We start from the raw sequence: 20,416 nt of genomic DNA, 5'->3' as shown, positions 1-20,416 counted from the left end.
AGGGTGAGTATATGTTAAAGAAGAATAGACGAATTTTAAGTTCAACAGCAGCAGAAGAGAGCTTTTGGCCCAGTTTTACTGACTTGTTGACTACAATTATTCTGGTAATCCTCTTATTTTTGATTATTACTCTGTTTTTGAGGCAATCACAATTATATAGATTAGAACAACAGCAAGAAGAGTTGGATTATTATCAAAGTAGAATTGAACAATTGATGGGGGTTAGAGCAGAGATTGTAAGGGATATAAGTCAGACCTTTGCCCAATCTGATCTGGATATTGAGGTTGATCAGCGAACTGGGGCAATTCGTTTTAGTGGTAGTGTTTTATTTGGGTTTGGTAAAGATAAGATTCAACCACAGTTTAAAGAGGAGTTAGAAGAGTTCATTCCTGAGTATATCAATGTTATTTTGGCCCCGGAGTATCGGGATCATGTTTCAGAGATTGTGGTTGAGGGGCATACGGATGATGTTGGTAGTTATATGTATAATTTAGAGCTATCTCAGCAGAGAGCTCATAGCGTGGTACGCTATATTTTGGGAGATGATTTTCCAGAGTATGAGTATAGAGATATTTTAAAAGAGAGAATTACAGCTAACGGGAGATCGGAGAGTAATTTAATTATGAATCCAGATGGTTCGGTTAATCGGGATAAGTCACGGAGGGTGGAATTTAAGTTTCGTTTGAAAGATGATGAAGTAATGGAAGAGATGTTAGAAGTAATCAATGCTAGCTAGGAAGTCTGCTTCCTAGCTTTTTTCTTTGAGATGTATTATAATATTGTGTAACTTCAATTGATAATTGATAGTTTAAAATTGATAGTAGATATGGTTTCTATGGGTTTCACAAACAGTCTGTTTTTTAGACTGGATGGAAAATTCAAAATCTAACCCTCTTAAAACCTTTATAACTAAGGGGTAATGTGTTTTATTGTTTTAACTATCCACTATCAACTATAAACTATTGATATAAAGTGAACAAGCTATCGGAAGTAAGATAAAAAGGGGGGAGAGCTGTGAACGGAAATGATAAGCAGAAGTTGATTACAGCATGGCAAAATTTTGTTTTGAATGGTGAGATAAAGGAGGAGCTAGATCCTGAGATCAGCCGTTCTTGGCAAAGGTGTATTAATTATTCAATTGATCCTTTTGCTGATAAGAAGAATGAAGCTTATGTCTTACAACAAAATAAGCTGCAAGAGAAGTTAGATAAGTTTGAGAGTTTGATTCAAATAGCTACCCCTATTATGAAGGAGTTGTACCAATCGATTAAAGGGTCTAATTTTACTGTAATTTTAACTGATAAGAGCGGTTATATTTTAAAGGTAATTGGTGATAGCAATTTTAAAGAAGAAGCTCGGGATGTCTGTTTGATTGAAGGGGCCAACTGGGCTGAAAAGAGGCAAGGAACAAATGCCATTGGAACGGTGATAGAAGAGTTATCCCCATTAACTGTTTATGCTAGTGAACATTATTTTAAACAGAATCATTTTTTGACCTGTTCAGCAGCACCAATATTTGATGCAGAGGATGAGTTTATTGGAGTTCTTGATATTTCGGGCCATTATAAGTTGGCCCATGCTCATACATTAGGATTGGTAACTGCTGCAGCTAGATTGATTCAAAATAGACTTCTAGTTAAAGATATAGAAGAGGATTTGGTTCTTTCGGAAAGAAAGCAGAGCTTAATCTTAAAATCCGTTGATCAAGGTCTATTTAATCTAAATCAAGATGGAATAATTACTCAGATTAATCAAAAAGGAAGTCAGATCTTAGGATATCCTCCTCAAGAGTGTATTGGAAGAGGTATTGAGGATTTCTTTCCCAACTCTACTTTCGATTCCTTAGTGAAATCTGTCCAAGCACAGCCTAAAGAAGAGATGGTTTGGAATTTGAAAAGGGAAAAGTTACAATTTGCATCAAAGGCTAAAGTAGTTTCTAATGCTGAGGGGGATGTTACAGATGTGATTATTGAAGTTAAAGACTCCCTGGCTGATAAGAAATTAGCACAGCAAAAGCAGGTAAAGACTAAATACTCTTTTGCAGATATTATTGGCCAAAGTAAAGCAATGACCAAAGTAATCGATCTGGCTAGTAAAGTGGCAGTCAATGATTCTTCTGTATTATTATTAGGGCCAACTGGAACTGGTAAGGAGTTATTTGCCCAAGCTATCCATAACAAAAGTCCTCGGAGAGATAATAATTTTGTGACAGTAAATTGTGGAGCAATTCCAGATAACTTAATAGAAAGTGAGTTATTTGGTTATGAAGAAGGAGCATTTACGGGTGCTAAGAAAAAAGGAAGGCAAGGTAAATTTCAATTAGCAGATGGGGGAACTATATTTTTAGATGAGATTGGAGAGATGGCTTTAAATGCTCAAGTTAAATTACTAAGGGTTTTGCAGGAGAATGAGGTTTCTTCAGTAGGTAGTGATCAAGTAATTCCTGTTAATGCGAGAGTTATTGCAGCGACTAATCAAAATTTAAGAAAGAGAGTTGCTAATAAGGAGTTTCGAGAGGATCTTTACTATCGCTTGAATGTGATTGAGATTAAGTTGCCTGCTTTACAAGAGCGAGGGAAGGATATTATTATTTTAGCTGAGCATTTTATTGAGAAATATGGACAACTATTAGGAAAGAGTAGAGTCAAGATTACTGAAGAGGTAGAAGCAGCATTACTGAACTATGATTGGCCCGGCAATATTCGTGAATTAGAAAATATAATAGAACGAGCATTGAATTTAGTAGAGGGTAATCTGATTCAACTAGAGCATTTACCTGATTATTTAAGAGAATCTAAGACTTCAAATAAACCAACAGGTAAATTATTATCTTTAGCAGAAGCAGAGGCAATCCGAAATGCTCTACAACACTTTAATGGTAATATAAGCAAAACTGCTGATTGCCTTCAAATTGCTAGAAATACTCTTTATCGCAAGATAAATAAATATAATATCAGCTTGGAATGATTGTTATCTTTTCTAACGCTGTTCCAAAATTGAACAACTATCTGAACTGGATCTTCTTGCGGGTGTAATGAAATAAAACAATAACTAACCGATTGAGAGTACAAAGCGAATTTTAGTAATTTTAACAGATTAATTTGAGATGAATCAAGAATCAATTTTCCTTAAAATAGCCTCTTAAGATAAAATCAGAAAAATAATCATTAAATTTTGATAATTGGAACAAAAGTTGCATTTGATTTAAGTAGAACTCTTATACAAGATAAGCATGAAATATGAAAAAAAGGTTTTTGGATTTGTTTTACAGAAATAACAAAATAAGAGGTTTATAGCTTATGAAAGTAATAAATATATTTTAAGGAGGAGATTAAAAGTGGCTAAATTAAATGAAGGTTTAATGTTACGAGTTAATTTAACTAATCAAGAAGTAACAGAAGAAGAGATTTCTAAAGAATTAATTAAAGAATATTTAGGTGGGAGAGGTCTAGCATCGAAGATCTTATATGATGAAATTGATCCTAAGGTTGACCCTTTAAGTCCAGATAATAAATTGATCTTTGCTACTGGATTATTGACAGGTACTTCTGCATCTACAGGTGGAAGGTATATGGTAGTTACTAAAGGGCCATTAACTGGGACTATAGCTTCTAGTAATTCAGGAGGTTTCTTTGGTGCAGAGTTGAAGTTTACTGGTTATGATTTGATTATCTTAGAAGGAAAGGCTGACTCTCCAGTCTATTTATCGATTGTTGATGGTCAAGTTGAGTTGAAGGATGCTACAGATGTCTGGGGTAAGACTGTTCCTGAAACAACTGATTACTTACAACAGCAAGTTGGAGATGAAAAGGCTAAAGTTAGCTGTATTGGCCCAGCGGGTGAAAATCAAGTTCTCTTTGCAGCTATTATGAATGAAAAGAATCGAGCAGCTGGTAGAACTGGTGTTGGTGCAGTAATGGGTTCTAAGAACTTAAAGGCAGTAGTTGTACGGGCCAACGAAAAGAAGGTTGAGTATGATAAGCAAGCCTTAATTGAAGTAGTTAAAAAGCATACTAAGATCCTTAAAGAAGATGGGGTTACTGGAGAAGGTTTACCTGCATTAGGAACTAAGGTATTGGATAATATTATTAATGAGAATGGAATCTATCCAACTAGAAACTTCCAAGAAGGAACCTTTGCAGATGTGGCTGAAGTTTCTGGAGAGGCGTTGGTTGAAAAAGGTTACTTGAAGAGTAATAAAGCCTGCTATGCTTGTCCAATCAGTTGTGGTCGTGATACTAAGTTGCCTAATGGTAGAAGTGGAGAAGGCCCAGAGTATGAAAGTGGTTGGTCTTTTGGGGCTGATTGTGGGGTCAATGATCTAAATGCTATTACTGAGGCTAACTTTATGTGTAATGAGTTAGGTCTTGATACTATTTCAGCTGGAGCAACTATAGCAGCAGCAATGGAGTTATATGAGAAAGATTATATTGAGCAAGAAGAGTTGGAGGATGGCCCTGAGTTGAAGTTTGGTTCTTCAGAAGCAATTGTCTATTATACAAAAGCAATGGCTTATCGAGAAGGCTTTGGTGATCAATTAGCAGAAGGTTCATATCGCTTGGCTGAAAATAAAGGTTATCTTGAAGCTTCAATGAGTGTTAAAAAGCAGGAATTGCCAGCTTATGATCCGCGAGGAGTACAGGGTCAAGGATTAAATTATGCTACGTCTAATCGTGGAGGCTGCCATGTAAGAGGATATATGATCTCTCCTGAGGTTTTAGGAGTGCCAGAAAAGCTTGATCCTCAAGAGTTAAAAGGAAAACCAGAATGGGTTAAGATCTTCCAGGACTTAACTGCTGTAATTGATTCAATTGGAATGTGTCTATTTACTTCCTTTGCTCTACAAGCTGAAGATTATCGTGATTTGGTTAATGTTGCGGCAGGTTTTGATCTCAGTGTAGAAGAGTTGTTAGCAGCAGGAGATAGAATTTATAATCTAGAGCGACTCTTTAATCTAGATGCTGGAATTGATCCGCAGGAGGATACACTGCCTAAGAGATTATTAGAAGAGCCATTACCTGATGGTCCACATCAAGGTTCTGTTGCAAAATTGGATCAGTTATTACCTAACTACTATACTGAACGAGGTTGGGATGAAGAAGGAATTCCAACTGCAGAGAAGTTAACAGAACTCAATTTGAAGTGAGGTGAATTATGGGATTAGAGATTAAGTTCTTTTCCTTGTTGAAACTTGAGTTGAAGGAGTCAGGAGTCGAATATGACTTGGATGGCTTGACGACGATCGAAGATCTTATTGCTAGGTTGGATCAAGATTATGAAGGTATCTTTAGTGAGAAGCTACTTGAAGATGGTCAGATCAAGATGGGGACGATTATTTTAGTAAATGGTACTAATGTGCTCCATCTAGATAAATTGGAGACTGAAGTAAGTGAAGATGATGAGGTCTCCATCTTTCCACCATCTGGTGGGGGATGATAATTTAAATATTAAGCTCTATCTTTGTAATCACAAGGATAGAGCTTTTATTATTATCTATCATAAAATTTGACAATAAAATTAATTTAAAGTAAAATTTTATTACGATTCATTTTAAGTTTGAGTCTGAGTCTAAGTCTAAGTAAGAGCTAAGCCCTTATGTTTCTAGTGGTTGACTTAAACTTAACCTCAGCCTTAAACTTAAGCTATATCAATTAAAAGGAGGAAATGATGGATTTTTTTATCGTTAAATTTCTATCAAGCTTATTATTACCACCGGGCTTATTTATCTTATTATTATTAATATCACTCTTGTTTCTACATTTCAAAAGAAAAGAGTTTGGTTTAACCCTAAAGAGTAAAATAGTTCTCCCGCTAGTAGTTTTATTAGCTATGATCTATATTCTAAGTTCTTATTGGGGAGAGACTCTCTTAGTTAGACCATTAGAGGAGAGATTTTCCCCTATTACAGAAGAAGAGTTGTTTGAGCGGGAGGATACTGTTATAGTTGTCTTAGGAGGTGGTGTAGTTCGAGGAACACCACAGGGAGAAGAGATAGGAAAGACTACTTTAACTAGATTGTATGGAGGATGGCAGTTACATAATCAGACTGGCTTTGATCTGGCTGTTAGTGGTGGAGTACCACCAGGAGTTGCTGGTCTATCAGAAGCGGAGATAATGAGGGATGTCTTAGTCGATTGGGGTGTTGGTGATCAGCAGATAATTACTGAAGGAGAATCTTTAAATACTTGGCTGAATGCTGCTAATACTACTGCTTTACTTAGTGATGAATATGACAGGATTATTTTGGTTACTAGTGCGACTCATATGAGGCGTTCGATCTATTCATTTAGAGAGCATTGGGAAGGAGAGTTAGTAGCAGCTCCTGTAGATTATACTTTTGATACGGAGATTAGTCTGCTGAGGTTTATTCCAAATCGTTTTGCGTTAGATAAGTCATTGCGGGCTGTACATGAATGGTTGGGTTTGGTCTGGTATTATTTTAAAGCATGATGAATTTTAAACGGGTAATGTAGATATACTAAAAATGCAGTTGTTTATTTTAAAGTTAAACTTTATTACAATATTGTGTCACTTTCGATATGCTATTAACATGAGGAAAGTTTCTCGTTCGGAAAGATTTTTTCTGAGTTTCTAAGACTCACCTCCAATCAAACAAGAGCAAGTTAATTTTAAAATAGGAAAATTAACTAATTCATGCTCTGATTTGATTTCCGGTTCATCAAGAAACTAAACGAAAAAATCTAGATGTCACTGCGAAACATTCCTCATGATAGTTTGGATTTGTTTTAATGGTTTTAATGATTTTCCTTCGGGTTCTTTGAACCCTTTGTGATGAAAAAATCATTTCTTAGATTTTTTCTATCCACTGTCAACTGTACACTGTAAACTGTCAACTGATATAAAGTGGCACAGTGCCACTTTATATCAAAATTATTCCGGGAGGTAAATAATGCCAACATCAACCGAGCAGAAAGCAAACCATTTAATAGATGAGAAGAGTCCGTACCTATTACAGCATGCTTACAATCCAGTTGATTGGTATCCATGGGATGAGAAGGCTTTTGCTAAGGCTGAGCGGGAGGATAAGCCGATTTTTCTCTCAATTGGTTACTCTACTTGCCATTGGTGCCATGTGATGGAGGAGGAGTCATTTGAAGATGAAGAGGTAGCTGAATTTTTAAATGAACATTTCGTTTCGATCAAGGTAGATCGCGAGGAGCGACCGGATGTAGATAATATTTATATGAAGGTTTGCCAAGCATTGACTGGTAGAGGGGGTTGGCCCTTGACGGTAGTGATGACCCCTGATAAAGAACCATTCTTTGCTGGGACTTATTTTCCAAAGGAGTCGCGGATGGGGCGACCTGGATTATTAGAGATCTTACGGGGGATTCAATCCGCTTGGGAGGATGATCGCTCTGCTTTATTACAATCTAGCAGTCAGATAATGGAAGCAATCAAACAAAAAGAGAAAGTTGATTCACAGACCAATCTCTCAACAACAGAGATGGAGGATTTGATTGAACGTGCCTATCAAAATTTCAAAGGTACTTTTGATAGAGAGTATGGTGGATTTGGTTCAGCACCTAAATTTCCGTTGGCCCATAACTTACTATTTCTAATGAGATATTGGAAATTAAGTGCTGATCAGGAAGCACTAGATCTAGTAACTAAGACATTAGATAATATGTATGCTGGTGGAATCTATGATCATTTGGGTTATGGATTTGCTAGATACTCTACAGATAGAAAATGGTTAGTACCGCATTTTGAAAAGATGTTGTATGATAACGCTTTATTGGCGATTGCTTACTTAGAAGCCTATCAGATTACCGATGATGATGCTTATGCTCGAGTTGCTGAGGAGATTCTAACTTATGTTAGCCGAGATATGACCTCTACAAGCGGAGGATTTTATTCCGCAGAAGATGCTGACTCTGAAGGGGTAGAAGGTAAGTTTTATGTCTGGACTCCAGCAGAGATCAAAGAGGTCTTAGGTGATAAGGAAGGCGAAGAGTTTTGTCAATATTATGATATTACTGAAGAGGGGAATTTTGAAGGGAAGAGTATCCCCAACTTAATTGGCCAACAGTTCAATAAAGCTGAAGTAGATGAGAGGTTTAAGGATGCTAGAGAGAAGTTATTTGCAGCTCGTGAGAAAAGGGTACATCCGGATAAGGATGATAAGATCTTGACCGGTTGGAATGGGTTGATGATTGCTGCTATGTCCTTAGGAGCAAGAGTATTAGGTGAAGGTAAGTATCAACAGTTGGCCCAGCAAGCTAGTGATTTTTTGTGGGAAAATCTCTATCAAGATCGCTTATTAGCTAGGTACCGAGCTGGGGAAGCTGCTTATTTAGCTTATGCTGATGATTATGCTTTTTTGATTTGGGGATTGCTTGAATTATATCAGACGACCTTTAATCCTGAATATCTAAAGCGGGCTTTGCTATTGAATGATGAATTATTGGAATATTTCTGGGATGATGAAGCAGGAGGGCTCTATTTTTATGGTGAAGATGGTGAAGAGTTAATCACTCGTCCTAAAGAGGTTTATGATGGAGCAATGCCGTCAGGTAATTCTGTAGCGACATTAAATTTTCTTAAATTGGCCAAACTGACAGGAGATAATAAGCTAGAAGAGAAGGTAGAAGAGCAGATTAGCTTTTTTGGGGGCCAAATTAAGAATAATCCGACTGCTTATTCCTACTTTTTATTATCAATCCTCTCTACTCAAGCAGAGAACAGAGAAGTTGTAATCGTTGCTGAGCAACAGCAAGAAGAGACAGAAGAGATGCTAGAGGTTTTAAGGGCCAACTTTACTCCATTTACGACGCAAGTTGTCAAGACTAAGGAGAATGCAGAGCAATTGTTAGAAATAGTTCCTTTTCTAGCTGATTATCAAGCAGTTACAGGGCAGACAGCTGCCTATATCTGTCAAGATTTCACCTGTCAAGCACCGATTACTGATTTAGAAGAATTAAAAAAACAATTGATAGTTGATAATTGAGAATTAATAGTTCAAAGTCAAAGAGAAAAGGGCGAATGTGAACTTAGACCCTATAAAATCAAAATCCTTTATAGTTTTTTAATGTTTTGATTTGTATGTTTTTAACTATCAACTATCAATTATCAACTGTACACTGAATTACTGGGGGGATAAAATGTTTTTCTCTGCTGATGAAGATGAAAAGAGAAAGAGAATGATCAGAGAACAGCTTGAGCGGCGGGGAATTGAGCAACAAGCTGTTTTAGAGAGTATGAGCGAGGTTCCACGCCATCTTTTTGTACCGGATAAATTGAAGAGTAAAGCTTATCATGATCGACCACTGCCGATTAGGGAGGGCCAAACGATCAGTCAGCCTTATATTGTAGCTTTGATGATTGAAGCATTGGAGTTAGTGGAGGATGATCGAGTCTTGGAAATCGGTACTGGGTCAGGTTATGCTGCTGCAGTGTTGGCCCAGATTGCAGAGCAGGTTTATACTATTGAACGCCATCAAGCTTTGGCTGAGTTGGCCCGGAAGCGGTTTGAAAAGTTAGGCTATGATAACCTAGAAGTTAAGATCGGTGATGGAACGGAGGGTTGGGAGGAGTTTGGCCCTTATGATGGAATAATAGTAGCTGCAGGAGCACCGGTGATTCCTGAATCTTTAACTGAGCAATTGGAGATAGGTGGTAGATTAGTAATTCCTGTTGGAGATCGGGATTTGCAGGAGTTATTAGTACTGACCAAACAATCTAATGGAGAGTTGAAAAAAGAAAGTATAGCTGGAGTTAGATTTGTACCACTAGTTGGTGAAGAAGGCTGGGTGGATGAGGATTAAGCAGTGTGGCTTAAGGTGAAAGGTATCTTATATTAGTATTCAGTTTAAGTTTGAGTCTAAGTCTAAGTAAGAGCTAAGTTCTTATGTTTCTAGTGGTTGACTTAAACTTACCTTCGGGTTTATAAAAAACCTTCGTAATAAAAACCATTTCCTCAGCCTTAAACTTAAGCAGTATGGACTTAAGTCAATATCTTAGACACAAAAAGTTGAACAAATTAAGCAGTTAATCTTAATTGATTTTCATATTCAACAGGAGTCATGTAATCAATACTACTGTGAATTCTTTCTTTGTTATACCAACTTTCAATAAACTTAAATATGGCAAACTTTGCTTCAGTAAAATCTCTATATCTTTTATGATTAACTTCTTCTTTCTTCAAAATAGCATGAAAGGACTCTATACAGGCATTATCATAAGGGTTTCCTTTCCCACTGAATGACTGAAGAAGATTAAATTCATTTGCTTTTTTAGTATACTCAGCACTAGTATATTGACTTCCTCTATCTGAATGAAGAATAACATTATCTTTAGGATTAGCATTAAAGTAAGCATTTTCTAAAGCTTTAATAGTTAAATCGCTAGTCATAGATTTATCAAAGGCATAACCAATAATCTTTCTTGTATGAAGGTCCATGATAGATGCTAGATAACACCAACCATTTTGAACAGTATGAATATATGTTATATCTGAAACCCATTTTTGATTAGTATCAGTCGTTGAAAAATCTCTTTTTAATAAATTTTTACCCTCTACATCTTTATTTTTAGAGGAACAGGGTTTGAATTTTTTATGCACAATAGACCTAATCTTTAACTTTCGCATTAGTCTTTGTACTCGCTTAATACTAATATTCCAGCCAGCTTCTTTAAGCTTTTTATGGATTTTGGGAGCACCATAACGCTTTTTACTGGCTAGGTAAATTCTCATAATTTCTTTTTGTAATTTTTCATTTTCTATAGTTCTTTTTGACTTAGGTCTTGTCTTGCGATCATAGTAGCTGCTACGAGCAACTTTTAAGACTGTGCATAACAATTTAACATTATATTCATCTTTATGTTCATCAATGAAATTATCTAGTTCACTATCATTTATTCCTTGGCGAATATGGCTAAAGCCTTTTTTAAAATCTCTGCTTCCTGTTTTAGCTTTTGATTTTCTTTTTTAATTTCTAATAACTCTTTATAACTTATTGGCTCAGACTCATCAACCTTTATTTCTGTATAAAGTTTGATCCAATTATCAATAGAGGTTCTAGAAACGCCATATTCGCGAGAAAGTTCTGATTTAGATTTACCAGATTTGAACAGTTCAACTATTGTCTGTTTAAAGTCTTCACTATATCTGTTAGCTGTTGAGCTCATCATGGACACATCCTTTCTTAGTTCTATTTTACATTGTTCAACTAAATGTGTCCATGAATTTATACTAACACTAGTATTACAATTATGTATAACTTCAATTTACAATGTGCAATTTACAAAATTGACAATTAAAACCTTTAAATCTTATAAGCAAAAGCAAACAAAACTTATTATCACAGGGTTTCTCAGAGAACTTAAGTTTTTAAGAACTTTATCTTATCCTTCGGGTTCTTTGAACCCTTTGTGATGAAAAAATCATCTCTTAGATTTTTTCTATCCATTGTAAATTGTACATTCCGTCAATTGTCAATTGTGAAACTTTATATCAATAAAGCGTAAGAAAATTATGTATTAAGTTGGCTGACCATATTAAAAGGAGCGATCTATTGTGAAGCTAGGAGTTGACTTTTATAGTCAAGATGCAGTTACTTTAGCGCAAAAGCTATTAGGGAAGCTGTTGGTTAGAAAGATAGGAGATAAAGAAATAGTAGCTAAGATAGTTGGGACTGAGGCGTATGTTGGCCCGGAAGATAAAGCCTGCCATGCTTATGATAATAAACGAACTGCCAGAACAGAGATAATGTTTGCTCAAGGTGGATATAGTTATGTTTATCTAATCTATGGGATTCATCATTGTTTTAATGTAGTAGCTGGAGCGGAAGGCAAGCCAGAAGCAGTCTTAATTAGAGCTGTAGAACCAGTCAAAGGTCTTACAATAATTAAGAAGAACCGCCAGATAAAAAGTAAACGAGTAGAGGATTTAACGAATGGCCCAGGTAAGCTCTGTCAAGCCTTGGCAATAGATAAGAGTTTGAATGGATATAATTTGAGTACAGGAACCGAACTTTATATTCTAGATAATCAGCAAGAATATGCCTTGCTAGCAACTCCAAGAATAAATATAGATTATGCGGAAGAGTACAAAGATAAATTATGGCGTTTTTGTATTAAGGAAAACCCGTTTCTTTCATAAATGCAAAGAATTAATTGATTATTTGGGACTGATAATGTAAAATGTTTAATAATTAAGCTAATTATTGATTAATTTAAATTAGTAGTGCGAGTAAGTGAGGAGGAGAGAAGATGAAAAGTGATATTTTAAGATTACTAGAGGAGAATGGAAAATTATCACCTGACGAAATTGCTGTCAGGCTTGATCTTGATGTGGAGAAGGTAGAAGAGGTGATCGAGCAGTTAGAGGATGAGCAAGTGATAGTTAAATATTGTGCTTTAGTTGACTGGGATAAGACAGACCGGGAGATTGTTACTGCATTGATTGATGTTAAGGTTACTCCTGAAAGAGGGATTGGTTTTGATGCAGTAGCGAAAAGGATCTATAAGTTTCCAGAAGTTAGTTCTGTATTCTTAATGTCTGGTGGGTATGACCTATCAGTTAAAGTAGAAGAAAGAACAATGAAAGAAGTAGCTTTATTTGTAGCAGAAAAATTGGCTACAATTGATCAAATTCAAAGTACAGCTACTCATTTTATGTTAAAAACTTATAAAAAGGATGGAGTTGTCTTTAATAAAGGAAAACAAGAGGATGAACGGCTGGTGATCTCACCGTGAATTGGGAAGAGGTAATAGCTCCTCGTGTTCGAGAAGTTCCACCATCAGGAATTAGAAAGTTTTTTGATCTCGTTTCAGAGGTAGATGATGTTATTTCCTTGGGAGTGGGAGAACCTGATTTTGTGACTCCGTGGCATATTAGAGAGGCTTCTTTTTATTCTCTTGAACGAGGGGATACAATGTATACTTCTAATTATGGATTATTGGAGTTACGAAGAGAGATAACTAATTATCTTAAGAAAAATTATAATGTAAGTTATGATCCTCAAGGTGAAACTTTAGTGACTGTGGGAGTCAGTGAGGCTTTAGATCTGGCTTTGCGTGCTTTAGTTGAGCAGGGAGATGAGGTTATTTTACCTGAACCATCTTATGTTTCTTATAAGCCTTCGACTATTTTAGCTGGTGGAAAAGCAGTTAAAGTTCAAACTGATCGTAAAAATGAATTTAAATTGACTGCTGAAGCTTTAGAAGAGGTAATCACTGAGCAGAGTAAGATATTGATCTTATGTTATCCTAATAATCCAACTGGAGCAATAATGGAGCGAGATGAATTATTAGAAATTGCTCAAGTTGTTGAGGAGCATGATTTGATTGTTTTAGCAGATGAGATTTATGCTGAACTTACTTATGGTCAAGAACATACAAGCTTTGCTAGTCTACCTGGAATGAAAGAAAGGACTATTTTATTTAATGGTTTTTCTAAAGCATATGCCATGACTGGTTGGCGAATAGGTTATGCTGCAGCTCCTGAACCGATTATTCAAGCAATGATGAAGATTCATCAATATACTATGCTGTGTGCTCCAATCGTCAGTCAAAAGGCTGCTTTAGAAGCATTGAGAAATGGAAGAAGAGAAGTTGATAAGATGACTGATGCTTATAATCAAAGAAGAAGGGTGATTACTAAAGGGTTAAATGATATTGGCTTAGACTGCTTTGAGCCACAGGGAGCTTTTTATGCCTTTCCATCAATTGAAGCGACAGGGCTTAGTGCAGAAGAGTTTGCTGAAAGATTATTACAAGAAGAAGGTGTTGTTGTAATCCCTGGGGGAGTATTTGGCGAGAGTGGTCAAGGGTTTATTCGTTGCTCTTATGCTTCTTCATTAGAAGATATTAATGAAGCTTTGAATCGCATGGAAAGATTTATCAAGAAAATATAATAAAAAGATGGGCAATTAATTGCCCATCTTTTTATTGTTTAATTGTTTAGGAAATTATGCTTTTTATTTGTTGATTTTACTTAAACTCAGTCTTAGACTTAAACTGAGTTGCCGGAGGCAACTTTTTTAATCTAATCTAGTGATATTGACTCCGATCAAACCAGGGCCAGTATGAACAACCATAACAGGGCTGATCTGTCCTAAGAAGGTTTCTTTAACATTATCTAATTTTTTGAATTTAGTTACTAAGTCTTCTGCTTCATCAGCTGCGTTACCATGCATTACGTCTATCGTACATGGGCCAACTGCAATTTTTTTACTAACAATCTGATATAATTTTTTAAGGGATCTTTTACGACCTCTACTTTTTTTGTATGTATAATACTCACCTGTTTTATCAATAGAGATAATCGGCTTTATATTTAATAAACTACCAAGTGCTCCTTCGACTTTACCTATTCGACCACCTTCTTTTAAGTACTTTAATGTCTTGAGGACAAAAAAGATATCTATCTGATCAATTTTAGCTTTAACTTTGTTGACTAAAGTATTAAACTTTACTCCTGCTTCAAGTAATTCAGTAGCATAAAGAACGAGTCTGCCAAGACCCATAGATAAAGCTTTAGAATCAATGACTTCTACAGTTAAATCTGTAATCTGTTCACTGATCATCTTGACCATATTATAGGTGCCACTTAAACCACTGGAGATATGAATTGCAAGCACGTGAGTAATTCCCTTCTTTTTAAGGGCCAACAATTTTTCTTTTAACTCTTGAGGAGCGGGAGTAGAAGTCGTAGGAATTTCTTCTTCAAAGCGATCATAAATTTCTTCTGGTTTGATTTCAATCCGATCTCGATATTGTTGCTGAGAGTAATTAATCTTTAATGGTAAAAACTCTATTTCTTTATCCTGAATTAAATCAAAGGGGAGATCAGATGTACTATCAGTTAAGATTGCTATACTTTCACTCATTAAAATTCACCTCTAGTTTATTAATATTAAGTTACTAATTAATTATATCATAACTGATTAGTGTTTGACAAAGATAGACTTGTTAATTGGAATAAGTTAACTAAAAAACAGCATGATTTTATAGATGGGAGTGACTAACATGTTAGAAATATTAATAATAGCAATAGCATTATCATTGGATGCCTTTGGAGTAGCTTTAGCGTTAGGAAGTCGTATTAAGCTACTATTTAAAGAGAAAGTAATATTGATTTTTTCTTTTGGTTGCTTTCAATTTTTACTTTCCTTATTAGGAGCCATATTAGGCGGTTACATCAATAATCATTTATTTGATGTGACAGATTATTTAAGTGGAGCTATTCTTTTATTTTTAGGCTTATATCTTCTCAAAGAAGGTTATCAAAACCAAGCTGAAGAAGTTCAATATAAAGAATTTAATCTACTAACCTATATTTTATTGGGAGTTACAGTTAGTGTTGATGCTTTGGGGGTTGGTTTTTCAATCTTACATGATCTATCCTTAGTGACTATGCTCAATAACTCGTTATTAATTGGCTTTATCACTTCTATAATAACTATGGTTGCTCTAATTATTGTAAATCAGATTAGAGATTTTGTCTTAATAGAAAGGTATGCCGATTATTTTGCTGGATTGATCTTGATTATTTTAGGTTTAGCAATAATAATTTAATTAATCTTTATTTTAAACAGGAAAAGATAGATTTAATCTTGAATAAATAAAATAATTGACATGTTTATTTTATTAATTGAGTAAACTTTTAGTAAGTTAGGATTAATTTAATTAAATAAATAGGAGACAAAGAAGTATAACTTATATTTGGTCACCTAACGGGTTATATGGAGTCAGTGGTGAAACCGGCCTAAATTCTTTTGGTGTTTATTGAGGATTTAGGTTTTGTTATTTAAAAAAAGGGGGTCTCGGAGTGGATGAAGAGGTTATACAGCTATCAGTTAAGGGAGAAAATGAAGCTTTAGAAAAGGCTTATCATAAATTTGAAGCTCAAATAGATAAAGAGTTTAGCAAAGATGATATTAAGTTAGATTTGATTAAAGAAAAGAAAGGGTTTTTAGGTTTATTTGGAAAGAAAAAAATATATCAAGCTGCCTTAAAGTTAGAACAAGATGATATTGAAGGTGAACTGGAGGAAGATGATGGAGAGACTGGAGAATTTAAAGTAAAGATCAAGGAGGAAGGGATCTTCTTAGAGGTCAAACAACCTACTGTGAATGGAAAAATGGTTAAGATGGAGATGGTTGAGCAGGTATTACAGGAAAAAGAGATAGAAGATGTGAGTTATGAAAAAGTTAGTGAAGGTTTGACACTTGATGGTGAAGAGATAAAGATTGCCCCTAGAAAACCTGAACTTGATCGCGATGCTAAAGTTGAAATAGATACTAGTCCGGATCAAATGAAAGCATTTTTAAGTTATTATCCCCCATTAGGAGGAGATGCTCTCTCGATCACTGATATATTAAAGAAATTAGATGAAGAGGGGATAGTAACTGGGGTTAAAGAAGAAGAGTTGAAAGATAAATTTAATCCTGAACAAAAATTAGAGGACTTTGTGATAGCAGTTGGTAAAGAGCCAATCCCAGGTGAAGATGGAAGGATTGAATTGAAATTTAATCTTGACCAAAAAGAGAATAAAGTAGTTGAACTGGATGATGGAAGTGTAGATTTTTACAATTTAAATCGGATTGTAAATGTTAAAGAGGGAGAAGTTTTAGCTACTAAAATTCCAGCTGTAGAAGGAAAGCCTGGGCAGAAAGTGACAGGAGAGGAAATTCCACCTTCTCCAGTCGAAAGAGTGGAACTTCCTCAGGGAGAGAATGTAAAAACTACTCAAGATGGCCTAGCTTTAGTTGCTGAGATTGATGGTCAAGTTATGCAGATAAACGATAGAATCAATGTATTACAGGTTTATACAGTTGAAGGAGATGTTGATCTAACGACTGGAAATATTGATTTTAATGGAAATGTAATAGTCAAAGGGAATATAAGAGATAATATGGAGATTAAAGCTGAAGGAAGTATCCAAGTAAATGGTAGTGTTTATAGTGCTAAGTTAGAAGCAGAGGGCCAAATTATCATTCAACAGGGGTTTATCGCTCGTAATAAAGGGCTACTTAAGGCAGAAGGGGATATTATTGTTGAATTTATTGAAAATGGAATTGTTGAAGGAGCTGGAAATTTAGTTGTTAATAATGCGATTATGCATAGTCAAATAGATGTAGATCAGAAGATAACTGTTACTGAAAAGAAAGGTCTAATTGTAGGAGGAGAGGTTAGGGCTACTCAAGAGATAGAGGCCAATATTATTGGTTCAGATTTAGATGCTACAACTAAAGTTTCTGTAGGAGTTAGTCCTGAATTAAGGGATGAGTTTAAGAGTAAAGAGCAGTTATATGTTACTAAAAAAGAGCGGTTAGATGAAATTATTAAAGCAATTTCTGTGTTAAAGAAAAAAGATCAATTATCTGATGAAAAAAAGAGATTACTCAAACAACTAACAAGACAAAAATATACTGCTGCAGCTGATTTTGAAGAGCTATCAACTGCCAGAGAAGAACTTTTAGAGAAATTAGAACAGGAAAAAGAAGGAATGATAAAGGTTAAAAATACTATTTATCCAGGGGTAATAATTACAATTGGTACTACTTCTTCTCGAATAAATAAGCCGAAGAGTAATGTTAAGTATTATCTTGAAGATGAAGAGATTAAGACAGCTAGCTTAGTTTAATTAGTTACTAGTAATTGGTAACTAGTGACTAGTAAACCAAAAAAAATATTTTTTGGTTTTTTAAATTCAATTGTGCATCGGGAATTGTTAATTAAAATAAGGAGGTGAATTATTTGCAAGGGATTATATGGGGTTATTTATCTGGAGTTATATTTAATTTAATAATTTTCTTACTTTATCTAATTAAAGATTTTAAGAATTTACAAATTAATGTTTTGCCTGCAATCAGTTTTATTATACTAGGGTGGTTAATTTATCCTATTTTATTATGGAGGGGAAGGGGTGTCTACTGAACTTTAAGTTTGAGACAAGCATAGAACAGATAATTTGTTCGATAAATAGAAACTAACTATTTATAAATAGGCTGAAATAAATTGGAACAAGCTATAAATTAAGGGAGTGGTTTAATGTCTAAAAAGATTATTAATACTGAGCAAGCACCTGCTGCTTTAGGACCTTATGCTCAAGCAACTGAATTAAAAGGAACACTTTTTGTGTCAGGTCAAGTTCCGATTGATCCTAAGACAGGAGAGTTAGTTAAGGGGGATATTCAATTACAGACTGAGCAAGTATTAGAAAATTTGAAAGCGATTTTGACAGAAGCAGGATATTCTTTTGAAGATGTGATGAAAGCGGAACTATTTATTGCTGATATGGATGATTTTGCTGAAATGAATCAGATTTATGCCGAGTACTTCACAGAAGCTCCAGCTGCTAGAGCTTGTGTTGAGGTAGCTAGATTACCTAAAGATGTTAAGTTAGAGATTTCCTTGATTGCAATGAAAGAATAAGTTGCTTAATAAGGTAGTCGTAAAGACTGCCTTATAATTTTATTGATATCTATCATCGTGAAAACATAGAATAATTATATGAAGATTATGAAAATTATGAAATTATAAACGGGGAGCTTTTTAAGGTTCTTGAAAAAATACCTAAGAGCAATAAGTTAGAAAAGTAAAGGGTGTAGTTAAGCAATATATCAATGAATAAGAAGGAATTTTATTTTTAGATACAGAATAAAAAGAAATAGAAGAATAAATTAGGGATATTGCTAATTTAATGATGAATCATAAAATTATATGTGTTGAAATGAATTTTAAGGAGGGGATTAGAATGCAAGTAGAAAAAAGTGATAATAAGGTTGTGATTACTCCGGTCGGAAGGGTCGATATTAATAATTCACAAGAGCTAAAAAAGAAGTTACTTAATTTATATGATGATGGTTATAATGAAATTGTAGTTAATTTTAATAATGTAACTAGTATTGATAGCTCTGGTTTAGGAAAGTTGTTATTATTTCATAAAAGGCTTAAAGAACGTGGTGGTCAATTGAAGATTGTAAATGTCAATAGTGATTATGTGAAGAAGATGTTTGAGATGATTCACTTAAATAAAGTGATCGATATTGAAGGGTTATGATAAAAAATTTGAGATTAAGTGGACAAGTATAAAGAAGGAGGATTAGATGATAGATGATATAAAGATACCGCTATTTGATATGATTATGTGTTTATCTGAAACTATGGATATGATCAGTCAAAAAATGGTTGGCCATCATGAAAAAGTAATGTATATCAGTTTCTGTATTGCTAAAGAATTAAATTTGTCTGCTAAAAAATGTGAGGAAATATTAATAGCTGCTGCATTGCATGATGTAGGGATCTTATATTTAAAAGATAGAACAGAACTTTTGAATTTTGAAATTGAAGAGGATAATCAGCATGAAGAGATTGGTTATTTATTGGTCAAAAACTTTAAGCCTTTCAGTGAGATAGCTCCTTTGATTCGTTATCATCATGTTGATTGGCAAGGCGGTTTAGGAAAAGAAGTAGAAGAAGAAGCTGTTCCATCGGAGAGTCACTTATTACATTTAGCTGATCGAATAGCAGTATTAATTGATGAAGATAAGAATGTATTAAATCAAGTCGATAGAATTTGTAATATAATTAAGGATAACTCAGGAGTTAAATTTGACCCTGAATTAGTGGAGGCTTTTTTACAATTAGCTAGAAAAGAGGTTTTTTGGTTAACTGCTGTTGCTCCTCGGACTTTAAGAAGATTTATAAGGCATAATTCTAGTGTACAAAATATTCAATTAGATTTAGAAGGGTTAGTTGGATTATCTAACTTATTCAGTCAGATTATAGATTTTAGAAGCCCCTTTACTGCTAGTCATTCTGAAGGAGTAGCAGCTGTTGCGGAGTTATTAGCTGAATTAGTAGGGATGTCTGAACAAGAATGTTATAAAATAAATGTAGCTGGTTATTTGCATGATTTAGGAAAGTTGGTTGTGCCTGCTGAGATTTTGAATAAATCAGCTAGATTGACCGAGCAAGAATATAATATAATTAAAAGCCATTCATTTTATACTTATCAAGTACTTAAAGTAGTTGATGGTCTGGAGGAAATAAGAAAATGGGCTTCTTTACATCATGAAAGAATTAATGGAGAGGGTTACCCATTCTGTTATTCTGGCACCCAATTGCCCTTAGGCTCAAAAATAATGGCAGTAGCTGATGTATTTACGGCAATTTCAGAAGATAGGCCTTATAGAGCTGGAATGGGAAAAACTGATGCTATAAAAATATTGGAAAAAGAAGCTTTATCTTGTTCATTAGATTCGGAAATCATTTCAGTTGCAATTAATAATTATGATGAATTGAGCCACATACGTAAGTACTCTCAATTAGGTGAAGTTAGAAACTATGATAGATTTAGAAAAGAATTGAAACGTCGGATCTAGATAGTAGTTAGAGATAGAATTATAAAATATTTATGATGAATTAGGAAAAACTAAGAAA

The 20,416-nt window shown here is 34.6% G+C and carries 17 protein-coding genes and 1 riboswitch; of the genes, 15 read left to right on the top strand and 2 right to left on the bottom strand.

Annotation, left to right across the window (positions count from 1 at the left end):
- Positions 1-11: 11 nt before the first annotated feature.
- From MWH28_RS05375 to MWH28_RS05345, 7 genes are all read left to right on the top strand, one after another.
- Positions 12-737, top strand: coding sequence for an OmpA family protein (locus MWH28_RS05375; RefSeq protein ID WP_248618280.1), 726 nt, complete (start codon positions 12-14; stop codon positions 735-737).
- A 278-nt stretch (positions 738-1,015) separates the two neighbouring features.
- Positions 1,016-2,968, top strand: coding sequence for a sigma-54-dependent Fis family transcriptional regulator (locus MWH28_RS05370; RefSeq protein WP_248618279.1), 1,953 nt, complete (start codon positions 1,016-1,018; stop codon positions 2,966-2,968).
- Between the two features lie 394 nt (positions 2,969-3,362).
- Positions 3,363-5,147: an aldehyde ferredoxin oxidoreductase family protein gene (locus MWH28_RS05365; protein WP_248618343.1), complete on the top strand. Its 1,785-nt coding sequence runs from the start codon at positions 3,363-3,365 to the stop codon at positions 5,145-5,147.
- Between the two features lie 8 nt (positions 5,148-5,155).
- Positions 5,156-5,437: a MoaD family protein gene (locus tag MWH28_RS05360; protein ID WP_248618278.1), complete on the top strand. Its 282-nt coding sequence runs from the start codon at positions 5,156-5,158 to the stop codon at positions 5,435-5,437.
- 231 nt (positions 5,438-5,668) lie between these two features.
- The gene (locus MWH28_RS05355) at positions 5,669-6,451 is read left to right on the top strand and encodes a YdcF family protein (protein WP_248618277.1); all 783 of its coding nucleotides are present in this window, start codon (positions 5,669-5,671) and stop codon (positions 6,449-6,451) included.
- Between the two features lie 460 nt (positions 6,452-6,911).
- Positions 6,912-8,972 carry a thioredoxin domain-containing protein gene (locus MWH28_RS05350; protein ID WP_248618276.1) on the top strand — a complete coding sequence of 687 codons (2,061 nt, stop codon included), beginning with the start codon at positions 6,912-6,914 and terminating at the stop codon, positions 8,970-8,972.
- A gap of 154 nt (positions 8,973-9,126) precedes the next feature.
- On the top strand, positions 9,127-9,789 hold the full coding sequence (locus tag MWH28_RS05345; protein ID WP_248618275.1) for a protein-L-isoaspartate(D-aspartate) O-methyltransferase: 663 nt from the start codon (positions 9,127-9,129) through the stop codon (positions 9,787-9,789).
- A gap of 215 nt (positions 9,790-10,004) precedes the next feature.
- Here MWH28_RS05345 and MWH28_RS05340 read toward each other — a convergent pair.
- Positions 10,005-11,152, bottom strand: a protein-coding gene (locus MWH28_RS05340; protein ID WP_248618274.1) for an IS3 family transposase whose coding sequence is annotated in 2 segments (ribosomal slippage) — positions 10,005-10,906 and positions 10,906-11,152 — 1,149 coding nt in all. Because the reading frame shifts where the segments join, the coding sequence is not laid out codon by codon here.
- A 388-nt stretch (positions 11,153-11,540) separates the two neighbouring features.
- Between MWH28_RS05340 and MWH28_RS05335 the strand changes: the two genes are divergently transcribed.
- The 3 genes from MWH28_RS05335 (at position 11,541) to MWH28_RS05325 (ending at position 13,881) form a co-directional block, all read left to right on the top strand.
- The gene (locus MWH28_RS05335; protein ID WP_248618273.1) at positions 11,541-12,125 is read left to right on the top strand and encodes a DNA-3-methyladenine glycosylase; all 585 of its coding nucleotides are present in this window, start codon (positions 11,541-11,543) and stop codon (positions 12,123-12,125) included.
- 110 nt (positions 12,126-12,235) lie between these two features.
- Positions 12,236-12,721, top strand: a complete 486-nt coding sequence (locus tag MWH28_RS05330; protein ID WP_248618272.1) for an Lrp/AsnC family transcriptional regulator — start codon at positions 12,236-12,238, stop codon at positions 12,719-12,721.
- Entirely contained in the window at positions 12,718-13,881 is a 1,164-nt protein-coding gene (locus tag MWH28_RS05325) for an aminotransferase class I/II-fold pyridoxal phosphate-dependent enzyme (RefSeq protein WP_248618271.1), read from the top strand. The genes MWH28_RS05330 and MWH28_RS05325 overlap by 4 nt, the downstream gene beginning before the upstream one ends.
- 126 nt (positions 13,882-14,007) lie before the next feature.
- On the opposite strand, the gene MWH28_RS05320 is transcribed toward MWH28_RS05325, so the two are convergent.
- Positions 14,008-14,856 carry a DegV family protein gene (locus tag MWH28_RS05320; protein ID WP_248618270.1) on the bottom strand — a complete coding sequence of 283 codons (849 nt, stop codon included), beginning with the start codon at positions 14,854-14,856 and terminating at the stop codon, positions 14,008-14,010.
- A 139-nt stretch (positions 14,857-14,995) separates the two neighbouring features.
- Between MWH28_RS05320 and MWH28_RS05315 the strand changes: the two genes are divergently transcribed.
- The 5 genes from MWH28_RS05315 to MWH28_RS05295 all read left to right on the top strand — a co-directional run bounded on the left by MWH28_RS05315 (position 14,996) and on the right by MWH28_RS05295 (position 20,358).
- Positions 14,996-15,544, top strand: a complete 549-nt coding sequence (locus MWH28_RS05315) for a manganese efflux pump MntP (protein WP_248618268.1) — start codon at positions 14,996-14,998, stop codon at positions 15,542-15,544.
- Positions 15,545-15,657: 113 nt separating this feature from the next.
- Positions 15,658-15,744: riboswitch (cyclic di-GMP riboswitch) on the top strand.
- Positions 15,745-15,797: 53 nt separating this feature from the next.
- Positions 15,798-17,615, top strand: a complete 1,818-nt coding sequence (locus tag MWH28_RS05310) for a flagellar assembly protein A (protein ID WP_248618266.1) — start codon at positions 15,798-15,800, stop codon at positions 17,613-17,615.
- A gap of 407 nt (positions 17,616-18,022) precedes the next feature.
- Positions 18,023-18,406, top strand: coding sequence for a RidA family protein (locus MWH28_RS05305; RefSeq protein ID WP_248618265.1), 384 nt, complete (start codon positions 18,023-18,025; stop codon positions 18,404-18,406).
- A 322-nt stretch (positions 18,407-18,728) separates the two neighbouring features.
- Positions 18,729-19,034: an STAS domain-containing protein gene (locus tag MWH28_RS05300; protein WP_248618264.1), complete on the top strand. Its 306-nt coding sequence runs from the start codon at positions 18,729-18,731 to the stop codon at positions 19,032-19,034.
- A gap of 46 nt (positions 19,035-19,080) precedes the next feature.
- Positions 19,081-20,358 carry an HD-GYP domain-containing protein gene (locus MWH28_RS05295; protein ID WP_248618263.1) on the top strand — a complete coding sequence of 426 codons (1,278 nt, stop codon included), beginning with the start codon at positions 19,081-19,083 and terminating at the stop codon, positions 20,356-20,358.
- Positions 20,359-20,416: the final 58 nt, after the last annotated feature.

The sequence above is a fragment of the Natroniella sulfidigena genome (assembly GCF_023223645.1).
Taxonomy (GTDB): domain Bacteria; phylum Bacillota; class Halanaerobiia; order Halobacteroidales; family Halobacteroidaceae; genus Natroniella; species Natroniella sulfidigena.
The sequence above is the reverse complement of the archived record's forward strand: the minus strand, read 5'-3'. Positions and strand labels throughout refer to the sequence as shown.